The sequence below is a fragment of the Microcoleus sp. S13_B4 genome (assembly GCF_036700885.1).
In the GTDB taxonomy this organism is placed as follows: Bacteria; Cyanobacteriota; Cyanobacteriia; order Cyanobacteriales; family Microcoleaceae; genus Microcoleus.
Genome location: NZ_JAUBPU010000001.1, coordinates 353877 through 370443 on the forward strand (window position 1 = coordinate 353877; position 16567 = coordinate 370443).

Annotated in this window: 12 protein-coding genes; 7 read left to right on the forward strand and 5 right to left on the reverse strand. The window is 46.9% G+C overall.

Going from position 1 to position 16567, the window contains the following annotated elements; translation table 11 throughout:
- Positions 1–340 precede the first annotated feature (340 nt).
- Positions 341–1114, forward strand: a complete 774-nt coding sequence (locus QT994_RS01420; protein WP_333171124.1) for an ABC transporter permease — start codon at positions 341–343, stop codon at positions 1112–1114.
- Positions 1115–1233: 119 nt separating this feature from the next.
- Complete coding sequence (locus QT994_RS01425) at positions 1234–2133, forward strand: ABC transporter ATP-binding protein (RefSeq protein ID WP_333171127.1); 900 nt, start codon at positions 1234–1236, stop codon at positions 2131–2133.
- Between the two features lie 144 nt (positions 2134–2277).
- Here QT994_RS01425 and QT994_RS01430 read toward each other — a convergent pair whose 3' ends face one another.
- Positions 2278–3237: a GNAT family N-acetyltransferase gene (locus tag QT994_RS01430; RefSeq protein WP_333171130.1), complete on the reverse strand. Its 960-nt coding sequence runs from the start codon at positions 3235–3237 to the stop codon at positions 2278–2280.
- 708 nt (positions 3238–3945) lie between these two features.
- Here QT994_RS01430 and pap point away from each other — a divergent pair.
- Positions 3946–5433, forward strand: a complete 1488-nt coding sequence (gene pap / locus QT994_RS01435; protein WP_333171133.1) for a polyphosphate:AMP phosphotransferase — start codon at positions 3946–3948, stop codon at positions 5431–5433.
- A gap of 271 nt (positions 5434–5704) precedes the next feature.
- The gene (locus QT994_RS01440) at positions 5705–6784 is read left to right on the forward strand and encodes a YdcF family protein (RefSeq protein ID WP_333046660.1); all 1080 of its coding nucleotides are present in this window, start codon (positions 5705–5707) and stop codon (positions 6782–6784) included.
- Here the strand turns inward: QT994_RS01440 and QT994_RS01445 are convergent.
- Positions 6781–7122, reverse strand: a complete 342-nt coding sequence (locus tag QT994_RS01445) for a hypothetical protein (protein WP_333046661.1) — start codon at positions 7120–7122, stop codon at positions 6781–6783. The genes QT994_RS01440 and QT994_RS01445 overlap by 4 nt on opposite strands.
- 449 nt (positions 7123–7571) lie before the next feature.
- Here QT994_RS01445 and glsA point away from each other — a divergent pair, with 449 nt between their 5' ends.
- Positions 7572–8495: a glutaminase A gene (gene glsA / locus QT994_RS01450; RefSeq protein ID WP_333171136.1), complete on the forward strand. Its 924-nt coding sequence runs from the start codon at positions 7572–7574 to the stop codon at positions 8493–8495.
- A 112-nt stretch (positions 8496–8607) separates the two neighbouring features.
- Here glsA and QT994_RS01455 read toward each other — a convergent pair whose 3' ends face one another.
- Positions 8608–10419: an adenylate/guanylate cyclase domain-containing protein gene (locus tag QT994_RS01455; RefSeq protein ID WP_333171138.1), complete on the reverse strand. Its 1812-nt coding sequence runs from the start codon at positions 10417–10419 to the stop codon at positions 8608–8610.
- Between the two features lie 237 nt (positions 10420–10656).
- Entirely contained in the window at positions 10657–11763 is a 1107-nt protein-coding gene (locus QT994_RS01460; protein WP_333171140.1) for a FecR family protein, read from the reverse strand.
- 669 nt (positions 11764–12432) lie between these two features.
- Here QT994_RS01460 and petP point away from each other — a divergent pair.
- Together petP and QT994_RS01470 are read left to right on the forward strand one after the other, a co-directional pair.
- Positions 12433–12633 carry a cytochrome b6f subunit PetP gene (petP, locus tag QT994_RS01465; protein ID WP_172186826.1) on the forward strand — a complete coding sequence of 67 codons (201 nt, stop codon included), beginning with the start codon at positions 12433–12435 and terminating at the stop codon, positions 12631–12633.
- A gap of 238 nt (positions 12634–12871) precedes the next feature.
- Positions 12872–13966, forward strand: coding sequence for a Get3/ArsA fold putative tail anchor-mediating ATPase NosAFP (locus QT994_RS01470; protein WP_333171142.1), 1095 nt, complete (start codon positions 12872–12874; stop codon positions 13964–13966).
- Positions 13967–14242: 276 nt separating this feature from the next.
- Here the strand turns inward: QT994_RS01470 and QT994_RS01475 are convergent, their stop codons facing one another.
- Positions 14243–16309: an elongation factor G gene (locus QT994_RS01475; protein ID WP_333171145.1), complete on the reverse strand. Its 2067-nt coding sequence runs from the start codon at positions 16307–16309 to the stop codon at positions 14243–14245.
- Positions 16310–16567 lie beyond the last annotated feature (258 nt).

A 16567-nucleotide genomic window follows, 5' to 3' on the forward strand; every position in this document is an offset into this window, starting at 1 on the left:
GACTTTGACAAGACTCTTGTCCCCCCCTTCTTAAGGGGGGCGCCAGGGAGATCTAACCTTGAATACTCAAACAGCAGTCTGTGATTGGCTTTGACGTTAAGTTGTCACCCATGGGCACGGCGCCATGTCCTCGGTTGCTGGCGAGGGTAATTTCATCATCCAATCCGGTTGATTTTACCCGTTTCCTCCGTTGCCTTATTTGGTTTTTCACCCCTTTATTAAAGTTAATTCAAGGGTGTACATTTTAAACAGTTATTTGACAAGCTTATTTCATGACTGTATCATAAACTATTAACTTTAATTTTTGATTCCAGACAACAACAATGCTAACAAACTTAAGATGAAATACTGGTACGAAACCCTCGCTGTAGCGCAGCGAATTTTAATAGAATTGGGAAGACGAAGACGCAGTTTAATTTTTTGGGCGATATTTCCGATTTCTATCTTGATTATTAACGCCTTAATTTTAGCAGAACGCGCGCAACTGACAACAGCAAAAGCTTTTGAAACTGCCGCCCCTGCAAGCTTAGTAGGAGCGGCTTTATTTTTTAGCTGTCTCGGCGGCAGCGTAGCAACAGTAGTAGCAGAGCGAGAACAGCATACCCTAAAACGGTTGTTTATTTCCCCCCTGAGCGGCACTTCTTACTTTTTAGGAATTTTCCTGGCCCACAGTTGCATCGGCATCGGTCAGGTAATTTTAGTATACACGATCGCCTCTTTTTTAGGAGCACAATTCCAAGGCTCTATTCTGCTAGGATGTGCGATTATTTTACTCAGTATTGTATCTTATGTAGGTGTAGGCTTTATTCTCGGCACCCAGTTTGCGAGGCGCACTGAAGATGTCAACTCCCTAGTAGCAGCTTTCGGCGTTCCTTTGTTGATTTTAGGAGGCGCATTTTTGCCGACTTCGCTGTTTCCCAAAAGTCTGCTGGATCTCGCACAGTACAATCCAATTTATCACATGAACGAAGCGCTGATGGGCGTGTGGGCTGACGGCAAAGATTTGGCTGATATTGCAGAACACTTCGGATTTTTGTGCATCTTTGCTGTTTTAATGATAGTAGCCGGATGGCTGTCTTATCGGCGGATGTTGAGAGTAGAAAGAAGACTTTAAAACTATCTCATTATGTCGTAATTATTCATATCTCTCTCTTCTGGAGACTCCGCGCTCTCTGCGGTTTAATCGTTCATAAACAACCGTAAATATATAAAATTATACGGAGAATTAAAGCAGTGCTGCAAATAGAAAAGCTAAATAAGTCTTACGGCGAACGTTCAGTGCTTCGAGATTTAACACTGCACATTCAAGCTGGAGAAATTTACGGTTTGCTCGGGCCAAACGGGGCGGGCAAAACGACAACTATCAATATTTTATGTAATTTGCTAAATGCCGACAGCGGCAAAGTTTCTATCAATGGTGAACCTGTTTCCGAAGCTACTAAATTGTTAATAGGGGTAGCGCCCCAAGAAAATTTGCTTTATAAAAGCTTGACTTGCGAAGAAAACCTCAATTTTTTTGCTCAAATTTACGGCTTAGAGCGGAAGCAGAGACGCTATCAAGTAGAGCAATGTTTAAAAGCAGTCAATTTGACAGATAGAGCCAAAAGTCCTGTAGAAACTTTAAGCGGAGGAATGCAGCGCCGATTGAATATTGCTGTAGCATTGGTACACCAACCTAAATTAGTAATTTTAGACGAACCGACAACTGGTTTAGATATTGAGGCCCGCTATGAAATTTGGCAGTTAATTCAGCGCTTGCAATCGGAAGGAATTACAATTCTGCTGACAACTCACTTGTTGGATGAAGCTGAGCGTCTTTGTCAGAAAATCGGGATTCTGAAAAATGGCCGTATTGTCGCTGAGGGCAGCTTGGAGGAGTTGCAAAAACTGATTCCGGCTCAAGAAATTATCGTGGTAAAAACCGACGAAGAAGCTGAAGTTATCGCCCGCGCTAAACAATACAGTTTTATCCCCCGCCGCTACGGTAGCGATTTAGCTTTTTGGCTGCCGGAACGTTTAGAATTAAAAGAGATTATTTTGCTGTTCGACGGGATTTCTATTGACTCAATCGCTCGGTATCCGGTGCGGTTAGAACATATTTATGTCGAAGTAACCAAACAAAGCGAACAATGACACAGTGCGACGGTCTCGCTTCTTGCGAACAGGCAAGATGCCTGTTCCACAAAACATTAAGTTTATTGTGGAACAGGCATTTTGCCTATTCTTGAAAAACTTATTGCTAATGGTGCAAGATGTGATATCTAACCAGATTTGATATTACACGGCTTTTGCCCACTCGATCCAAGTTTCCATCGGGCGGAAACCCACTGATTTGTAAAGCTTTGTCGCCCCCGTCAAACTGTCAGCATCAACGCTGAGTTTAGCAGTATTTGCACCCGCTGCTTTCAACTTATGCAAACCCGCCAGCAGCATCGCTTTCCCTAAACCCATTTTCCGAAAGTCGCGCCGCGTACCTAACAATTCAATCCAACCGTCTTTTGTGTCGCCGCGGGCGTTTTTTTGGGCTTTGATTTGACAGTCGCAGAAAGCTGCAAATTTACGATCGCCCGAAACAGCAATCAAGTCTAATTCCGGCTGATAATTGGCGTCTTGCATCCAGTAGCGCACGGTTTCCGCAGTTAAATCGTGGTGATTCCAGTGATCGATAAATGACTGGTTGAACATCTCTACCCAAGGTTGGATGTCTTGTTCTCCTGATACGTGTGTCAGCGCAAAATCTGCGGGGAATTCGGGCGTGGGAATCGGTTCCGCGAGGGATCGGGCCATTGTGAGAAAATAGCGCTCGACCTCAAAGCCCTGTTTTTCTAACAGCAGGATTTCATCTGTTTTATCCTCCCGGCTGTAGGTACGCAATTTCGCGGGCAAATTCCGTTCTTTCCCCACTTCGCGCAGCCGCTTTTCTCCCCACTTAATTATGTCTTTTTCTAAACCTTCGCTACGGACATTTGGATGCACGTAAAACCACAGACAAGCGTCTATTTCCTCTGGCGAATCTGGCATATCTAGGAGTGACAAACCGATTAGTTTGTAATTACCATCTTCCCACAACTGTACGTCGCGGGCTTGGTCGAGTTTTGGTCCATCAAGTATTAGCTTGAGTTCAGTTGCTGAGACTTCTTCGCCGAGTCTATCCACTGCTTCGCAAGCATCGATCAAATTTGCGATCGCGCACCAGTCAGTTTCGCCCTTGTACGAGCGTGTTGTCAAGATATTCATAGAAAACTTGCAATCCGTAACTTCGGACTGTTCCTTTTAATTGGTATTGGCAAACAAGTACAGTAAATTTCTAACAAAAATCCGAGTTTTTGATGATTAACCGCAGATGAACGCGGATAAACGCGGATGTAATGCAGATTTATTGTGGTGTCGATAAAACTCAGAAACCTGTTTATATCACCCAGGCTTTCAGGTTTTATCTTATAGCGCAATCATAAAAATTGGTTTGCCCTTTTGGGCGAGTTTTGTATGTGAGTTTATGGCTGGATGTCGATGAGTCGCGCTCTCTTTCGTTACCAAGCTTGGTGCTTAAGTAACTATTGTTTGAATAAAGTTTCTACAGCTAAGTAAAGAAGTTGTCACCCCCACCGGGTAGTTAATTTTTACTTTTGCTCTCTTTTACACTAAATCCTTTTTCAGGGATTTTTGCCTCCTCCTGTTAACTCGCCCGATCGGAGGAGGGGAGAAGTTGAACTTATTTAAAAGTTACCTATTTCAACTATAACCTGAGCCGTTATTTTTGGCAAGTTTGAAATTGAGGGAATCTTGCTAGTATTAACGAGGCGGGCATTTGATTGCAGGAGCGCTCCGGCTTTTAACCAGCCGTAACTGTAATTTTTATAACGTTTTTCCCGGACTTGAGGATTTAATTTTATCCAAACGTTAAACTAACGTTAAACAGTTTTCTCAGATTTATATGAGGTAAATATGCTCGACAACCTCGATTTAGATATCTCCCTCGATAAAGAAACCTACGAGGCAAAGATAGAAGTTTTAATGAAACAGTTGCGATCGCTCCAACAGGCTTGCTGGGAAAAAAAACTGCCCGCAATCATCGTACTCGAAGGTTGGGCCGCCGCCGGCAAAGGCGCGCTGGTCAAAAAAATGGTGGGGTACATGGACCCGCGCGGGTTTGCGGTACACCCGATTTGGCCACCGTCAGATGCAGAAATGGGCTATCCTTTCCTATGGCGGTTTTGGCAGAAACTCCCCGCCCGCGGCAAAATTGGTTTTTTCTACCACAGTTGGTACACTCATGTTTTAGAAGATCGGTTGTTCGATCGACTCTCCGACGCAGAAGTACCGACAGCCATCAGGCAAATCAACGCCTTCGAGCGGCAGATGGTAGATGACGGCGCCGCAATTGCCAAATTTTGGATTCACCTCAGCAAAAAAGAACTCAAGCATCGGCTCAAAAAACTAGAAGACGACACCTTACAAGCTTGGCGAGTGCGGCCAGAAGACTGGAAACAAGCCAAAAAATACGAAGAATACACAACTTTGGCAGAAGAAATGGTAGCCCAAACCGGCACGGGCTCCGCACCTTGGACGCTAGTAGAAGGCGACTGTCAGCGGTGGGCGAGAGTCAAAGTTTTAACGCAAATGGCAGCGACAATTACAGAAGCCTTAGACAGACTGCCGACGCAATCTGCACCCGTGGAAGTGCCGCATCAAGAACACTTACAACCTACTGAACCAGACTTGCTCGCCCAAGTAGATTTAACTCAATCGCTGTCGCCCGACGAATACAAACAGCAACTTCGCGAAGAACAAACCCGTTTTGGCAAACTGCAACAAAGCATCTACGAAGAGGAAATCCCCGTGTTAGTGCTGTTTGAAGGTTGGGACGCCGCCGGTAAAGGAGGAGCAATCAAACGCTTGACGGACGTATTAGACCCCCGCAGTTACACTGTTAATGCCTTTGCGGCCCCGACAAATGAAGAAAAAGCGCACCACTACCTGTGGCGGTTCTGGCAGCGGCTGCCAACTGCCGGTAAAATCAGCATTTGCGATCGTAGTTGGTATGGTAGAGTGCTGGTCGAGCGAGTCGAAGGATTTGCCACCGAACCCGAATGGCGCCGAGCTTATCAGGAAATCAATGAATTTGAGGAGCAACTCACCAGTTTCGGTTGTGTCTTAGTTAAATTCTGGCTGCACATCAGTCCTGACGAGCAACTAAAGCGGTTTACAGAGCGACAAAACAATTCATTTAAACAATACAAACTCACCGACGAAGATTGGCGGAATCGGGAAAAGTGGAATTATTATGAAGTAGCGGTGAATCAAATGATTCAGCGCACCAGCACGCCGGCTGCTCCCTGGACGCTAATTGCGGCCGATAACAAGTATTATGCTCGTGTTAAAGTAATTCAAACGGTAACGCAGGCAATTCGGAATCAACTGAAGCGCCGATAAATTGGGATTGGTGAATGGGTAACAGGTAATGGGGAAAAAAAGCAGGCAGCAGAAAGCAGAGTTGAATTGCCAATTTCACCTGCGGCGTGCTCGATTCATTACCAATTATCAATCAACCATTACCAGTTATCAATTACCAATTAACTGTCAGCAATCTGTGACTGGAAGTAGCGGGTTTCACCCTGCAACCAATGGTTTATAGCTGACAGGAAGCGAGCATTAGGATAAATGCGATCGGACTGCGTTATTCGCGAAAGTTAAAAACCCACCGATGCCCGTATTTCCTACCGCAGTTAAATTAGCGCTCGTTTCCAAAACTTCTGTACTAATTTATGAAGACACAGAATATTGCAAGATGCCAGAACTGTTAGCTCGCATTCTATTTCTATTCCTCCTGTTCTCACTGATCAAATCGTGGTGGGATCAATCAGGAGGTAAAGACAATCCATTATTAGATCGGCTGCGCGTTTTGCTGCTGATCAGCCTTTTGATCCTAGCTTTTTTTGCACCAGACACCCCGGTCGGAGCAGCGATTTTCGGGCTCATAGCCTTCTTCTTTAAGCCGCTGGGTTTTTCCATCACGCTGCTGGTGATTGCATCGGCGCTGATCACGAACGGGGGCATCCGCAACCCGGCGCCGAGAATGATCCTGGCAGCGCTGCTAGTTTTGATCCTTTCGAGTATGCCAGTTGTCGCTTACTGGTTCGCCGAGCAAGCAGAACGGGACGCCGCCGCAGCCGTCCGTACAGTTTGCTGCGACGAAACCGCAGCGGCGATCGTCCTCCTGGGCAAGGGAACCACTCAACCTCACATTCCCAACCGAGTAGCGATTCAACTGACAGATACAGGCAATCGCCTGCCCTATGCTGCCGTTTTGTACAGAAAACAACTCGCACCGATGGTCATCGTTACCGCTGGCCCCAGACCCGAGTTGGAGGGTTATGTTGGCGAAGCTAAGGATATCGAGACTTTGCTGGCAAACAACATGGGCGTGCCGCGCAGCAGTATCGTTCTCGACGATAACGGCAGCAACATACGCACCAGCGCTGAAGAGGTGAGAAAGATACTCGACAGCCGTGGCGCCGCGCGCAAAGTAATCCTGGTAACATCTGCGATTCAGATGCGCCGTGCCAGCCTCGCTTTTGCGAATATGGGAATCCAGGTGATTCCTAGGGCTACCGACTTCTACACTTTTCAACCCACTTCTGGAGGGAGATCCAGTAGACTCCGCTTAGACGCGGGAGATTTTTTGCCTAGTGCAGAAGCTTTGGTAACTACGACGCGAGTATTCGATGAATATTTCGGGTCTTTCTATTACTATTTGCGCGGCTGGCAGGCTCCCAGGACCTAAAGTGGCAAGTTGCTGGTGTTTTTCTTAGGCAACAGCGACTGCTCCCCAGATTGGTTTAACATCTGATGAGAAGAAGACCTTTGTGGGGAGCTGTATTTTCGCATTCCGGCGGGGTCGCCGACAATCAAGTTTGCCATGAATGCAAACAATACCCAAAAGATAACTGGCTCCCACTCGGATTTTTTGGGCGGTGCTTCTGGGGTTGTGACAGATTCGACGTTAACTTTGATATCTAGTTTGCCTTCAATTTCTTTGCCTTTGAGAACTCCGTCCTTGCACACACCCTTAAAAATCATGGGAGCGGGTTTTGGTGCTTCTGCTTTCGCTTCATCTGCCATTTTTTTATCCTGGTTTTGGTAGATCCGGTTGGATAGTACATTCTTAAAGGTTCGGGGGTTTTCCGGACAGGATTTTGCGAACTCTGAAAGAATTAACTTAAATATGCACCCCGCCCCTTGCTGGGGCTTAAACATAAGAACCTGAAGGCATTTCAAGCTAGTGCTTGTTTGTTTGGGCTAGCAGCGTTGCCTTGAAGCTGCTACTTATATATCGGGGTGAAGGGGAGATTTTTATGCAAAGTACAGGTTTTTTATGAAAAATTTATTTGCTCCCGGCGGGCCGAAACGTCAATAGCCTGAAGTTCGAGCTTGGTTTATCTCCCCGAAGAAACCCAGTTTCTTCCCGCAGCGGGTTCAAGTGATGCAATTCGGTTAATAAACCGGGTTTCCGGCTCAACATCGCCCCAGGAATGCCAATCTAAAACTTTAAATAATCTAAATAATCGAGCGTGAAAATATCCACCAGCAAACTATCTTGCCTGCAACCGGAACAACTGCAAGTTTGGGCAAAAGAGGCAATAAATCGCAGTAAATTCGGTCAAATTCCTACCTACATACCTCTCCTTGCACAAGCAGACAGACAAAGGTTTGCCGTGCAAATTCGGGCAATTGACGGTCAAATTTTGAGTTGGGGTAGTATTGCTCAAACATTCCCGCTGATGAGTGTAATCAAGCCCTTCGTCCTGCTTTATTTGCTGTGCGAATTGGGCGAAAAAGCGGTATTTGACTGCGTTGGCTGCGAGCCTTCGGAACTGCCTTTCAATTCCTTAGCTCAACTCGAAATAGACCAAGGGAAGCCGAGAAATCCGATGATTAATAGCGGGGCGATCGCCCTAGCGTCTTTGATGCCCGGTCAAAATGCTGTGTCGCGCTGTCAAAACTTGCTCGATTGGCTGAATCAACAGGCAAACAGTCAGTTATTTGTTGACGAGTTAATGCTCGATTCAGTGACGACAAATCCGAATCAAAATAATTGGAATCTCGCCTTGAAAATGGTAGAATCGGGTTATCTTCAAAACTCGGGAATTGCTTTAGAAACCTACAATCGCGTCTGCTGTTTGTCGGGAACTGTGGAGGATTTAGCTAAGCTGGGGATGGTTTTGGTAAATAGTGGCGAAGCAATCTGGGAAAACTGCCGTACAGTCAAAGCACTGATGGCAACTTGCGGTTTGTATGAAGCATCGGGCCGCTTTGCGCTGCGGGTGGGACTGCCTGCCAAGTCTGGAGTTAGCGGGGCAATGCTTTCGGTAATTCCGGGTCAAGGTGCGATCGGCTTTTACAGTCCGCCCTTGGATAAAGACGGAAATTCTATCGGTGGCTTATTTCTGTTAGAAAAGATAGCTAAAACTTTGCGGCTGAGTGTATTTGATTAGAGCAGATTGCCGTTGCGTTCCCTATTGAATTGCCCCGAAATATTGGGGGAAAACAGGAAATTAGGAATTAGTAATTGAGCCTAATCACTCGACATAATATCACAACTAATAACTAATGCTTTTCGCCCAAAATAGCATAAACCACAGTCAGTTCTTTTTTGCCGCGCAATTGAATCGAGCCTACTTTTTGGCCTTCGTAGCGATCGCGCACATAAGCAAAAGTCCTCGCCGTTACCAACAAATTAAAAGGACTGTCAGAAACAATTTCCTTATTCATCGCCTCCAATCTAGCAGCAACGTTGACTGCATCGCCGATCACAGAATAATTCAAACGCCGGGAACCGCCCACGCTGCCAGCAACTAACTGTCCGGTATGCAAACCGATGCCAAACTTAATTAAAGGTTTGCGTTCACTTCTAAGCTGCTGATTAAGTTGGTGCAGCCGTTCGTGCATCGCAATGCAAGCCGCAACTGCATTCAAAGCATCTTGTTGGATTTGTCGATATTCGGTATGGCAAAAAGGCACCCCAAAAACTGCCATAATTGCATCACCGATGTATTTATCTACAACGCCGCCGTGATCCATAATACAGTTGGTCATCGCTTCCAAATAATTGTTCAACCAGGTGAGCAAATCCCGCGGTCGCATTTTTTCTGAAATCGAAGTAAAACTACGAATATCCATAAACAGCACCGTTGCTGTAAGTTCTTGAGGTTCGAGTTCTCCCTGTTCAAATATCTCAGCTTTGCGTTCCCAAATAAGCTGAGCTGTCTCCGGAGCGACGTGCTTTTCAAATAACCTCATCAACTGCTGCTTTTCGTACTGTTCCCGCAGTTGCAAAGCCGTGCTAGATAAAATGAGAGTGCCGATAGGTGCGGCAATCGGAACCCACCAAAAAAAGAAGCCAAATAGCAAAGCAGCAGCCGCAATCCAAACAACAGGCAAACCGAGAGCGATCGCAATTCTCTCTTTAACACCTCGCTTGCCCAGAACCAAAGCGGTAAGCGGGCCAGTCCCCAACAATAACAAAATTTCCACCAGTACCGGCAGCCGCTGCAGCAAGCGTTGATTGAGCAAATTGTCAACCAACGCTGCATATAAATAAACCCCAGCCGTAGTCTTGTTTAGAGGTGAAGATATCGGGTCGAAACCCGTAGCAACTATGCCCACTAAAACTAACTTATTAGTCAGAGCATCTGCGGGAATTCTACCTTCTACGACATCAACAAAAGCATAGGTAGGTAGATTTTCTGTTTTCCCCGGCCAGTTAATCCAAACTTTTTTTTCCTGCTTATTTTTTGACTGTGGAAGCAATACTGGATCTTGGGGATTAGCAGCATTGTACCTGTGAGTCATTGCTAAACCGAAATTAGGAATCCCGTTGAGAAAGATTTTTGACTCGCGGGTAATACCGTCGCTATCGGCTTCTTGCCCGATGTGGCCGACACCTGCGGCTGCTTTTAAAGATGCTACGGGTTCTTCTTTGGTGGTTCCAGCGAGTACAACTTTGCCGTTGGCGGCGATTGCAGCGGCTAAAATATCATCTTTCGGACTCGGATCGAGGAAAAGAATGTCAAAACCAACTGCTGTAGGGGGAGATTTTTTCAGTGCTTCTAGCAGTTCGGTATAGCGGTTGCGGGGCCAAGGAAATTGACCGTATTCTTGCAAGGAATGCCGTTCGATCGCAATTACCGCAATTCTCTCATCCCATCCGGGATTTGGTAATATACCCGATTCTCTAATTTGAAATAGCGTTTTGTATCCCAAATATTCCAGGGGTTTCCACATTCCCACTTGCAGCATAAATACAGACATCATACCTACTACTACCCCTGTCATCCAGGGAGGATTTGTGCTTATATGTTGCCGGAAGCCGATCAGTTGAGTGTGTTTGAGATGATCAATCCATTCTTTGAACTTCATGCAATTAATTTGCCGCAATAATTGACATTCGAGTCCGAACTTCGAGAGGAGTGGGAGTCATGAAGTTTTACAATACCGTAAGGGCGAAGGGTTGGCGCAAAATTTCTTTATTTTGACTACCGAGAGTCACCGCGAAATGCTTCGCACCTACACAAAATAATCAACCCTGATAGGACTTATGATCTAACTCACGTCCTCAGAGACTTCCCGCGTACATTACTCGCGACGATAGGTTGTTTAGCGAACTGCGAAGCTGTAATGCCGTTCTGTGACTGACGGCCCTCGCACTACGATTTGGAGGCGGCGGCTTGGAGGTAAAATTCCTTGGATTTTGAAGTTGCCATTTCGATCGCTCTTAATCTCTTCGTTGTTGACATAAACTGTGTCGATCGGGTTAATTTGAGCGCTGAGGCGATAGATATTGCCGCTGACTCTCAACAAACTGCGGACTTTGAGTTGAGCTAGGCGAGGGCTCGCTGAGGGCGCCACGGGCGAGGTTTGAGGGAAAATTGTCGTGGAGTTGCCGCTGTTGACAACTACTTCGGAGTCGGCGCTGTCGGATACTACGACTGCACCTTCAATAGTTTCGACTGCGGTTTTACCGCCACCGACGCTGACGCCAAAGGAGGTTCCCCGGACTCCGGCAACGCCTTCTGGGGTTTCAACCCTGACTGGGGCGGTTTTGGCAGATTTTTTTTGTTGGGCAATTTGACTGGATTTGCCGAGTCCGCTGAAGGTATTGAGGGCGACTATTTGGTTCGACGGGATAATTGTTGAGGTGTTTGCTGCGGGAGTTGCCGCAGCAGTTTTGCCGATCGACAACCTGACTCGTCCCCTGCTGACAAAAATCGCTGTGTCTTTTTGGCCACCTGCACTGTTTGACAAACTGGATATTCTGACTGTGGTTTTTTCGGCAACTTCCACGATGCCGGTGTTGTTGTCGATGCCTAAACGGGCTGTGGAATCGGGGCCGGTGATGATTTCGTCTCCGGGGGCGAGTAGCCGATCGCCCACGACCGCTGGTCGCCCTTTAAAGCTGACTGTACCGCGAATTTCTTCTATTTCGAGCGATCGTCCACCCGCTGTTCCCTGAGCCTTTATCGTCTCTGCTGGGGATGAATTCGCTGCCACTGTTGCCGGATTTTTGGGAGATTTGGAGGCGGTAGGCAATGCTGGGAGTCTATCGACCAAGACAATTTTAGTAGCGTTCGACGGCTGTTTGGGGGATGGAGAGGGCGGACTGGCGATCGTCCCACGAAAGGGCGACAGACTCGCCAGCATAGCCAAGGACAAACTTAGGAGCGGAATTTTGGTCGATCGCCCGCACGTAAAAATTTTATTCATAATTTCACTTTTGTCATATTGAAGTTCCTCCACTTCATTTCCTCTATCAGACGGCATACATCCGGAAATCGTTCCATTTTTTATGCCGTAAAAAATCAGCAAAAATTAACTTTTTCAGCATGGGAGCTTAGCATTAAACCTTCTTTTTATTGTCAGATTTTAGTAAACTGTTACAACATGGCACTTTACTAAAATCTGACCTTCGGGAAATTTGGCCAACCAGACTCAAAGTCCTTTGCAGCATGAAATTTCGCCGCTATCAACGTCAGAGAGGGCAGATTTATATATAGCAAAGATAAAATTAATTACTGCTTTTGAAGGCCTTTTGGCTTCTGCCTGAAGGATGACTAATTGAGGAGAAATCCTGTAGTTGTGGAAATTAATAAAAAACTTCTTTTTGCGAAGCAATAAAAAATAATTATCTAAGTGGTGAACAGCCTCTGCCAGTGGATCTGGCGACGGTGAAACCTTATGAAGCAAACCCAAGCGAATCAGGGTAGACGATCAACCAACTCCGGCTAGAATAACTTTTTTTAGGAAAAGTTGGTAGAAATTTCGATGGAAAATCATAGGGAGCGATCGCCTGCTGGTGTTACTGTTCCGAAGTAGACGCCAAACTGTAAAATAAACGGTTGTATATAGGTTATATAGAGCAGGAGAACAATTTCCGTGGCAATAGAAGTAGGTCAGAGAGTGAAGGTGCGCCGTCTCAGAGATCGGATACCTGCAAATATAGTGGGCAAGATAAAGGAGAATCCCGTAGGCACTGTTGACGGATTCAGAATGGTTGACGGTAGCGGAGTAGGCGTGGTTGTCAAGTTTGACGGTTTTGCGACTTGGTTCTTTGAAGATGAGCTAGAACCCGTTTAACAGATGTAGAAGGAAGAAGGAAGTTCGGCAACGGATTCTGTAACGGATGTAACGGATGTAACGGATGTAACGGATGTCAGTCCGATGGAAGAAGGAAGAGGAGAAATTTTCCCAATTCTTCCCCTCTCCCACTCTCCCACTCACCGACTCTCCTCTTCCTCCACTCTCCCCCCTCCCCACTCTGGCTGAAGGTTGCGCTTAAATGTTAAAGAGTAAGCTTTGGCAGTGAGAACAGAAAATGGCTTTGATTTTGACATTTTTGGGCAAAGGCGGCACTGGCCGCAGTACGATCGCGATCGCAACAGCTAAAAAATACGCGGCTCAAGGCAAGCGAGTTCTGCTGCTTGGCCAAGATCCGGGCCCTGCATTGGGCATCCTGCTAGGAACTCCCCTGACTCTCAGCCCCCAGGAAATCGCCCCCAACCTCAAAGCAGTTCAGGTGCAAAGCGCGCCGCTGCTAGAACGCAGGTGGGACGAAGTTAAACAACTAGAAGCTCAATATGTCCGCACTCCGTTTTTCAAGCAGATTTACGGTCAAGAATTAGGGGTGTTGCCGGGAATGGACAGCGCCCTGGCGTTGAACGAACTTCGGGAATACGAGGACAGCAAACAATACGATGTGATCGTTTATGACGGCAATGGCGGCATGGATACGCTGCGGATGCTGGGAATGCCGGAAATTCTGAGTTGGTACATCCGCAGGTTCCGTCAAGCTTTGGTAGATTCGGATTTGGGGAAAGCGCTTTCACCTTTTATTCAACCGGTTGTCAGTACGGTGTTGACTGTCGATTTGTCGGGAGACAATGCTTTTCAATCTACTAAGCAAGTCGATAATCTTTTGGATAAGGGTAAGGAAGCGCTGGCAGATCCGAACCGCACGGCGGCTTTTTTGGTGACGACTGGAGATGCAAGTGCGATGGCAACTGCCCGCTATCTTTGGGGAAGTTCTCAACAAGTTGGTTTGACTGTGGGCGGTGTCATTGTTAATCAAGCATCGGTTACAGAAGCTATTACTGCCGATTTTGAGCCTTTGACGGCTGTTTCGGTTCCGGCGCACAGTGACAATAATTGGCAGCCGCTAATTGATGCTTTGCCAGATTTTTCTCAGGCGGCAAAAGCTCCTAAACCGATTAACATAAACATTGCACAGCGTCAAGTTAGTTTGTTTTTGCCTGGGTTTGACAAGAAAGAAATTAAATTGATTCAATCCGGGCCGGAAGTGACTATCGAAGCGGGCGATCAGCGGCGCAATATTTTGCTGCCTCCGGCGCTGACTGGAAAGTCTGTTACTGGTGCTAAGTTCCTAAACGGTTACTTGATTATTTCTTTTTAGGGTAAGGAAGAAGGCACGACACGGAATTTGACACGGATACACGGATGAATTATCGAGTTCTTTAATATCCTGTCTCGTTGATTCGCGATCGTATAATTTGTGCGCTCGTAAGGGCGGGTTTCACCCACCATAATCGCCTGAAAAAAACAATCTCAACAACCTGTTCCCACCCAACGGTAAATCGCAAAGTACATTCAGATTTGCCGTGGGGCGGGGGCGGGTTTATTTATCTTTTGAATGATTGTCAAGATGGTTGGTGAAACCCGCCGCTACAGCTTAACTTTTGCCGTTGCCGTTTCCATTGCCGCCAGTCGTTAGCAAAACCCGCTTAGCTAAAGGTTCCGGCACTTCTTGCAATCGATCAAACTCCCAATTAAAAAATCCTACTCCCATTGTCTGCGATCGCAATTCTACGATCAAATTCTGCATTTCTGCGATCGGCAAATAAGCAGAAACTGCATCCCATCCCTTCCAGTCTTTCTTACCTTCGTAGCCGAGAATTTGGCCGCGGTGTCCGCTGACCAACTGCAACACCTTTGATGTACACTCGTTCGGAGCGCAAATTTCAACTTTGGCGATCGGCTCCAGCAATGCCGGTTCGCACTTCGCCATTCCCTCCTGCATCGCCAAACGCGCCGCTTGCTTGAAAGCTTGTTCGGAACTGTCCACAGAATGGTAGGAACCGTTCGTCAGCGTCACCGCTACGTCTACCACCGGGAAACCCAGCGGGCCGCGATCCAAATACTCGCGGACTCCCACTTCCACGCCGGGAATGTACTGTTTTGGGACGACACCGCCGACTATTTTGTCGGTGAAATTGAAGCCTTCTCCTCGTGGCTGCGGTTGAATGTCGAGGTACACGTCGCCGAATTGTCCGTGCCCGCCGCTTTGGTGTTTGTAGCGCCCGTGGATGGAAGATGCAGGTTTGCGGATGGTTTCTTTGTACGGCACTTGCGGTAAGTGAGTTACCATCGGCAAGTTATACTTGCGGCGCAACCTGTCTAAGGCTACTTTCAGGTGGATTTCGCCTTGACCCCAAAGTATAATTTCGTGAGTGTCGCCGTGCTGTTCCCAGACTAAAGATGGGTCTTCTTCTAGCAATTTAGCTAAAGCGGATCTCAGCTTAACTTCATCGTTGCGCTTTTCTGGGACGATCGCCAGTGCGTAGACAGGCGGGATGATTTCGGCTTTTGGCAATTCTTCCGATCGGTCTAGCGCCAGCGTATCGCCTGTTTTCACGCCTTCTAGCCTTCCCAAAGCCACAATTTCCCCCGCGCTGACAGACTGCAAACTTTGCGTTTGCTGGCCGGTCAAGCGGTACAAACCGTTAACTCGAACGCCGTTCAAAATTGCTCCGTCTGCCAGCGTCCCCCGCCACATTCTCACTAAGGATAGTTTGCCTCCCTGCGGCGTGTAATAGGTTTTGAGGATTTGAGCCAGAACTTGGTTGTCACTTTGTATAATACCGCGGCGATCGGCTGTAGTTTCCGGTGTCGGCGCTTCCCTCAGCAAAGCTTCCAGCAGAGGCCGCACGCCGAAATCTTGTTCGGCGATGCCGATGAATACTGGCACAATTAAATCGGCGCCTAATTCCATCTTTAAATCGCGGGTAATTTCTTCGGCGTCGGGATTGATTTCTTCGAGCAATTCTTCGAGTAAATGGTCGTCAAAATTCGCCAATTCTTCGAGCATTTGCTGCCGCGCTGCGCTTTCTTGTGCTTTGAGGTGTTCTGGAAGCGGGACGGGATCTGCGGCGGCGCCCGGATGGTAGTGGTAAGCTTGTTCGGTTACTAAGTCGATAAAACCGATGATTTGTTCGTTTTTGCCGATCGGATATTGGTGAGGTACGATCGGTCTACTGGAAACGGATTTGAGCGCGTCGATCACCTCGGTGAAGTTGGTGCCGCAAGTAGTTTCGTCTGTGTAAGCTCGATCGATCTTGTTGATGAAAACTAAGTGGGGAATTTCCCAATCATCGAGGAATTTAAACAGGGGTGCGAGGGTTAAAGTGCGATCGGCAACGGGTTCGCAAACAATTATCGCCGCATCCACACCGATTAGCGCATTGTAAGTTTCTTGGGCAAATTCTACCGAGCCCGGACAGTCGAGAAATGTGAAGCGGACGCCTTCATATTCAGCGGTGGCGGCGTTTACTTCTACGCTCATTTGGCGATCGCGCGCTTCCGGCGAACTATCACCTATTGTGTTGCCATCTTTGACATTTCCTTTGCGGGTAATTGTCCCTGTCACCGACAGCAAACTTTCGAGCAGTGCGGTTTTACCGCTTAAATAAGGGCCAACAATTGCAACGTTCCGCGCGGCCCCAATGACTTTTTCGTTCATAATAGCCTCCAACAGAAAACTTGTTTTCCATTGCTCTTGGTGCAATTTGTTCTATACCATTTTCTAGACTTTTTCTAGGTTAATTTTTATTGCAATTTTGAGCAACTTCTGGTTTTGGTATGATTTAATACTTTTGACGCTAGCTTATTTTGAGTGACGCAAACACAAATTGTAGTTTTTCTTAATAATTTTTTGAATTTTTAACCGCAGATGAAGGCGGATTAACGCAGATGAACGCAGATAAGACTCTCGTTCCCA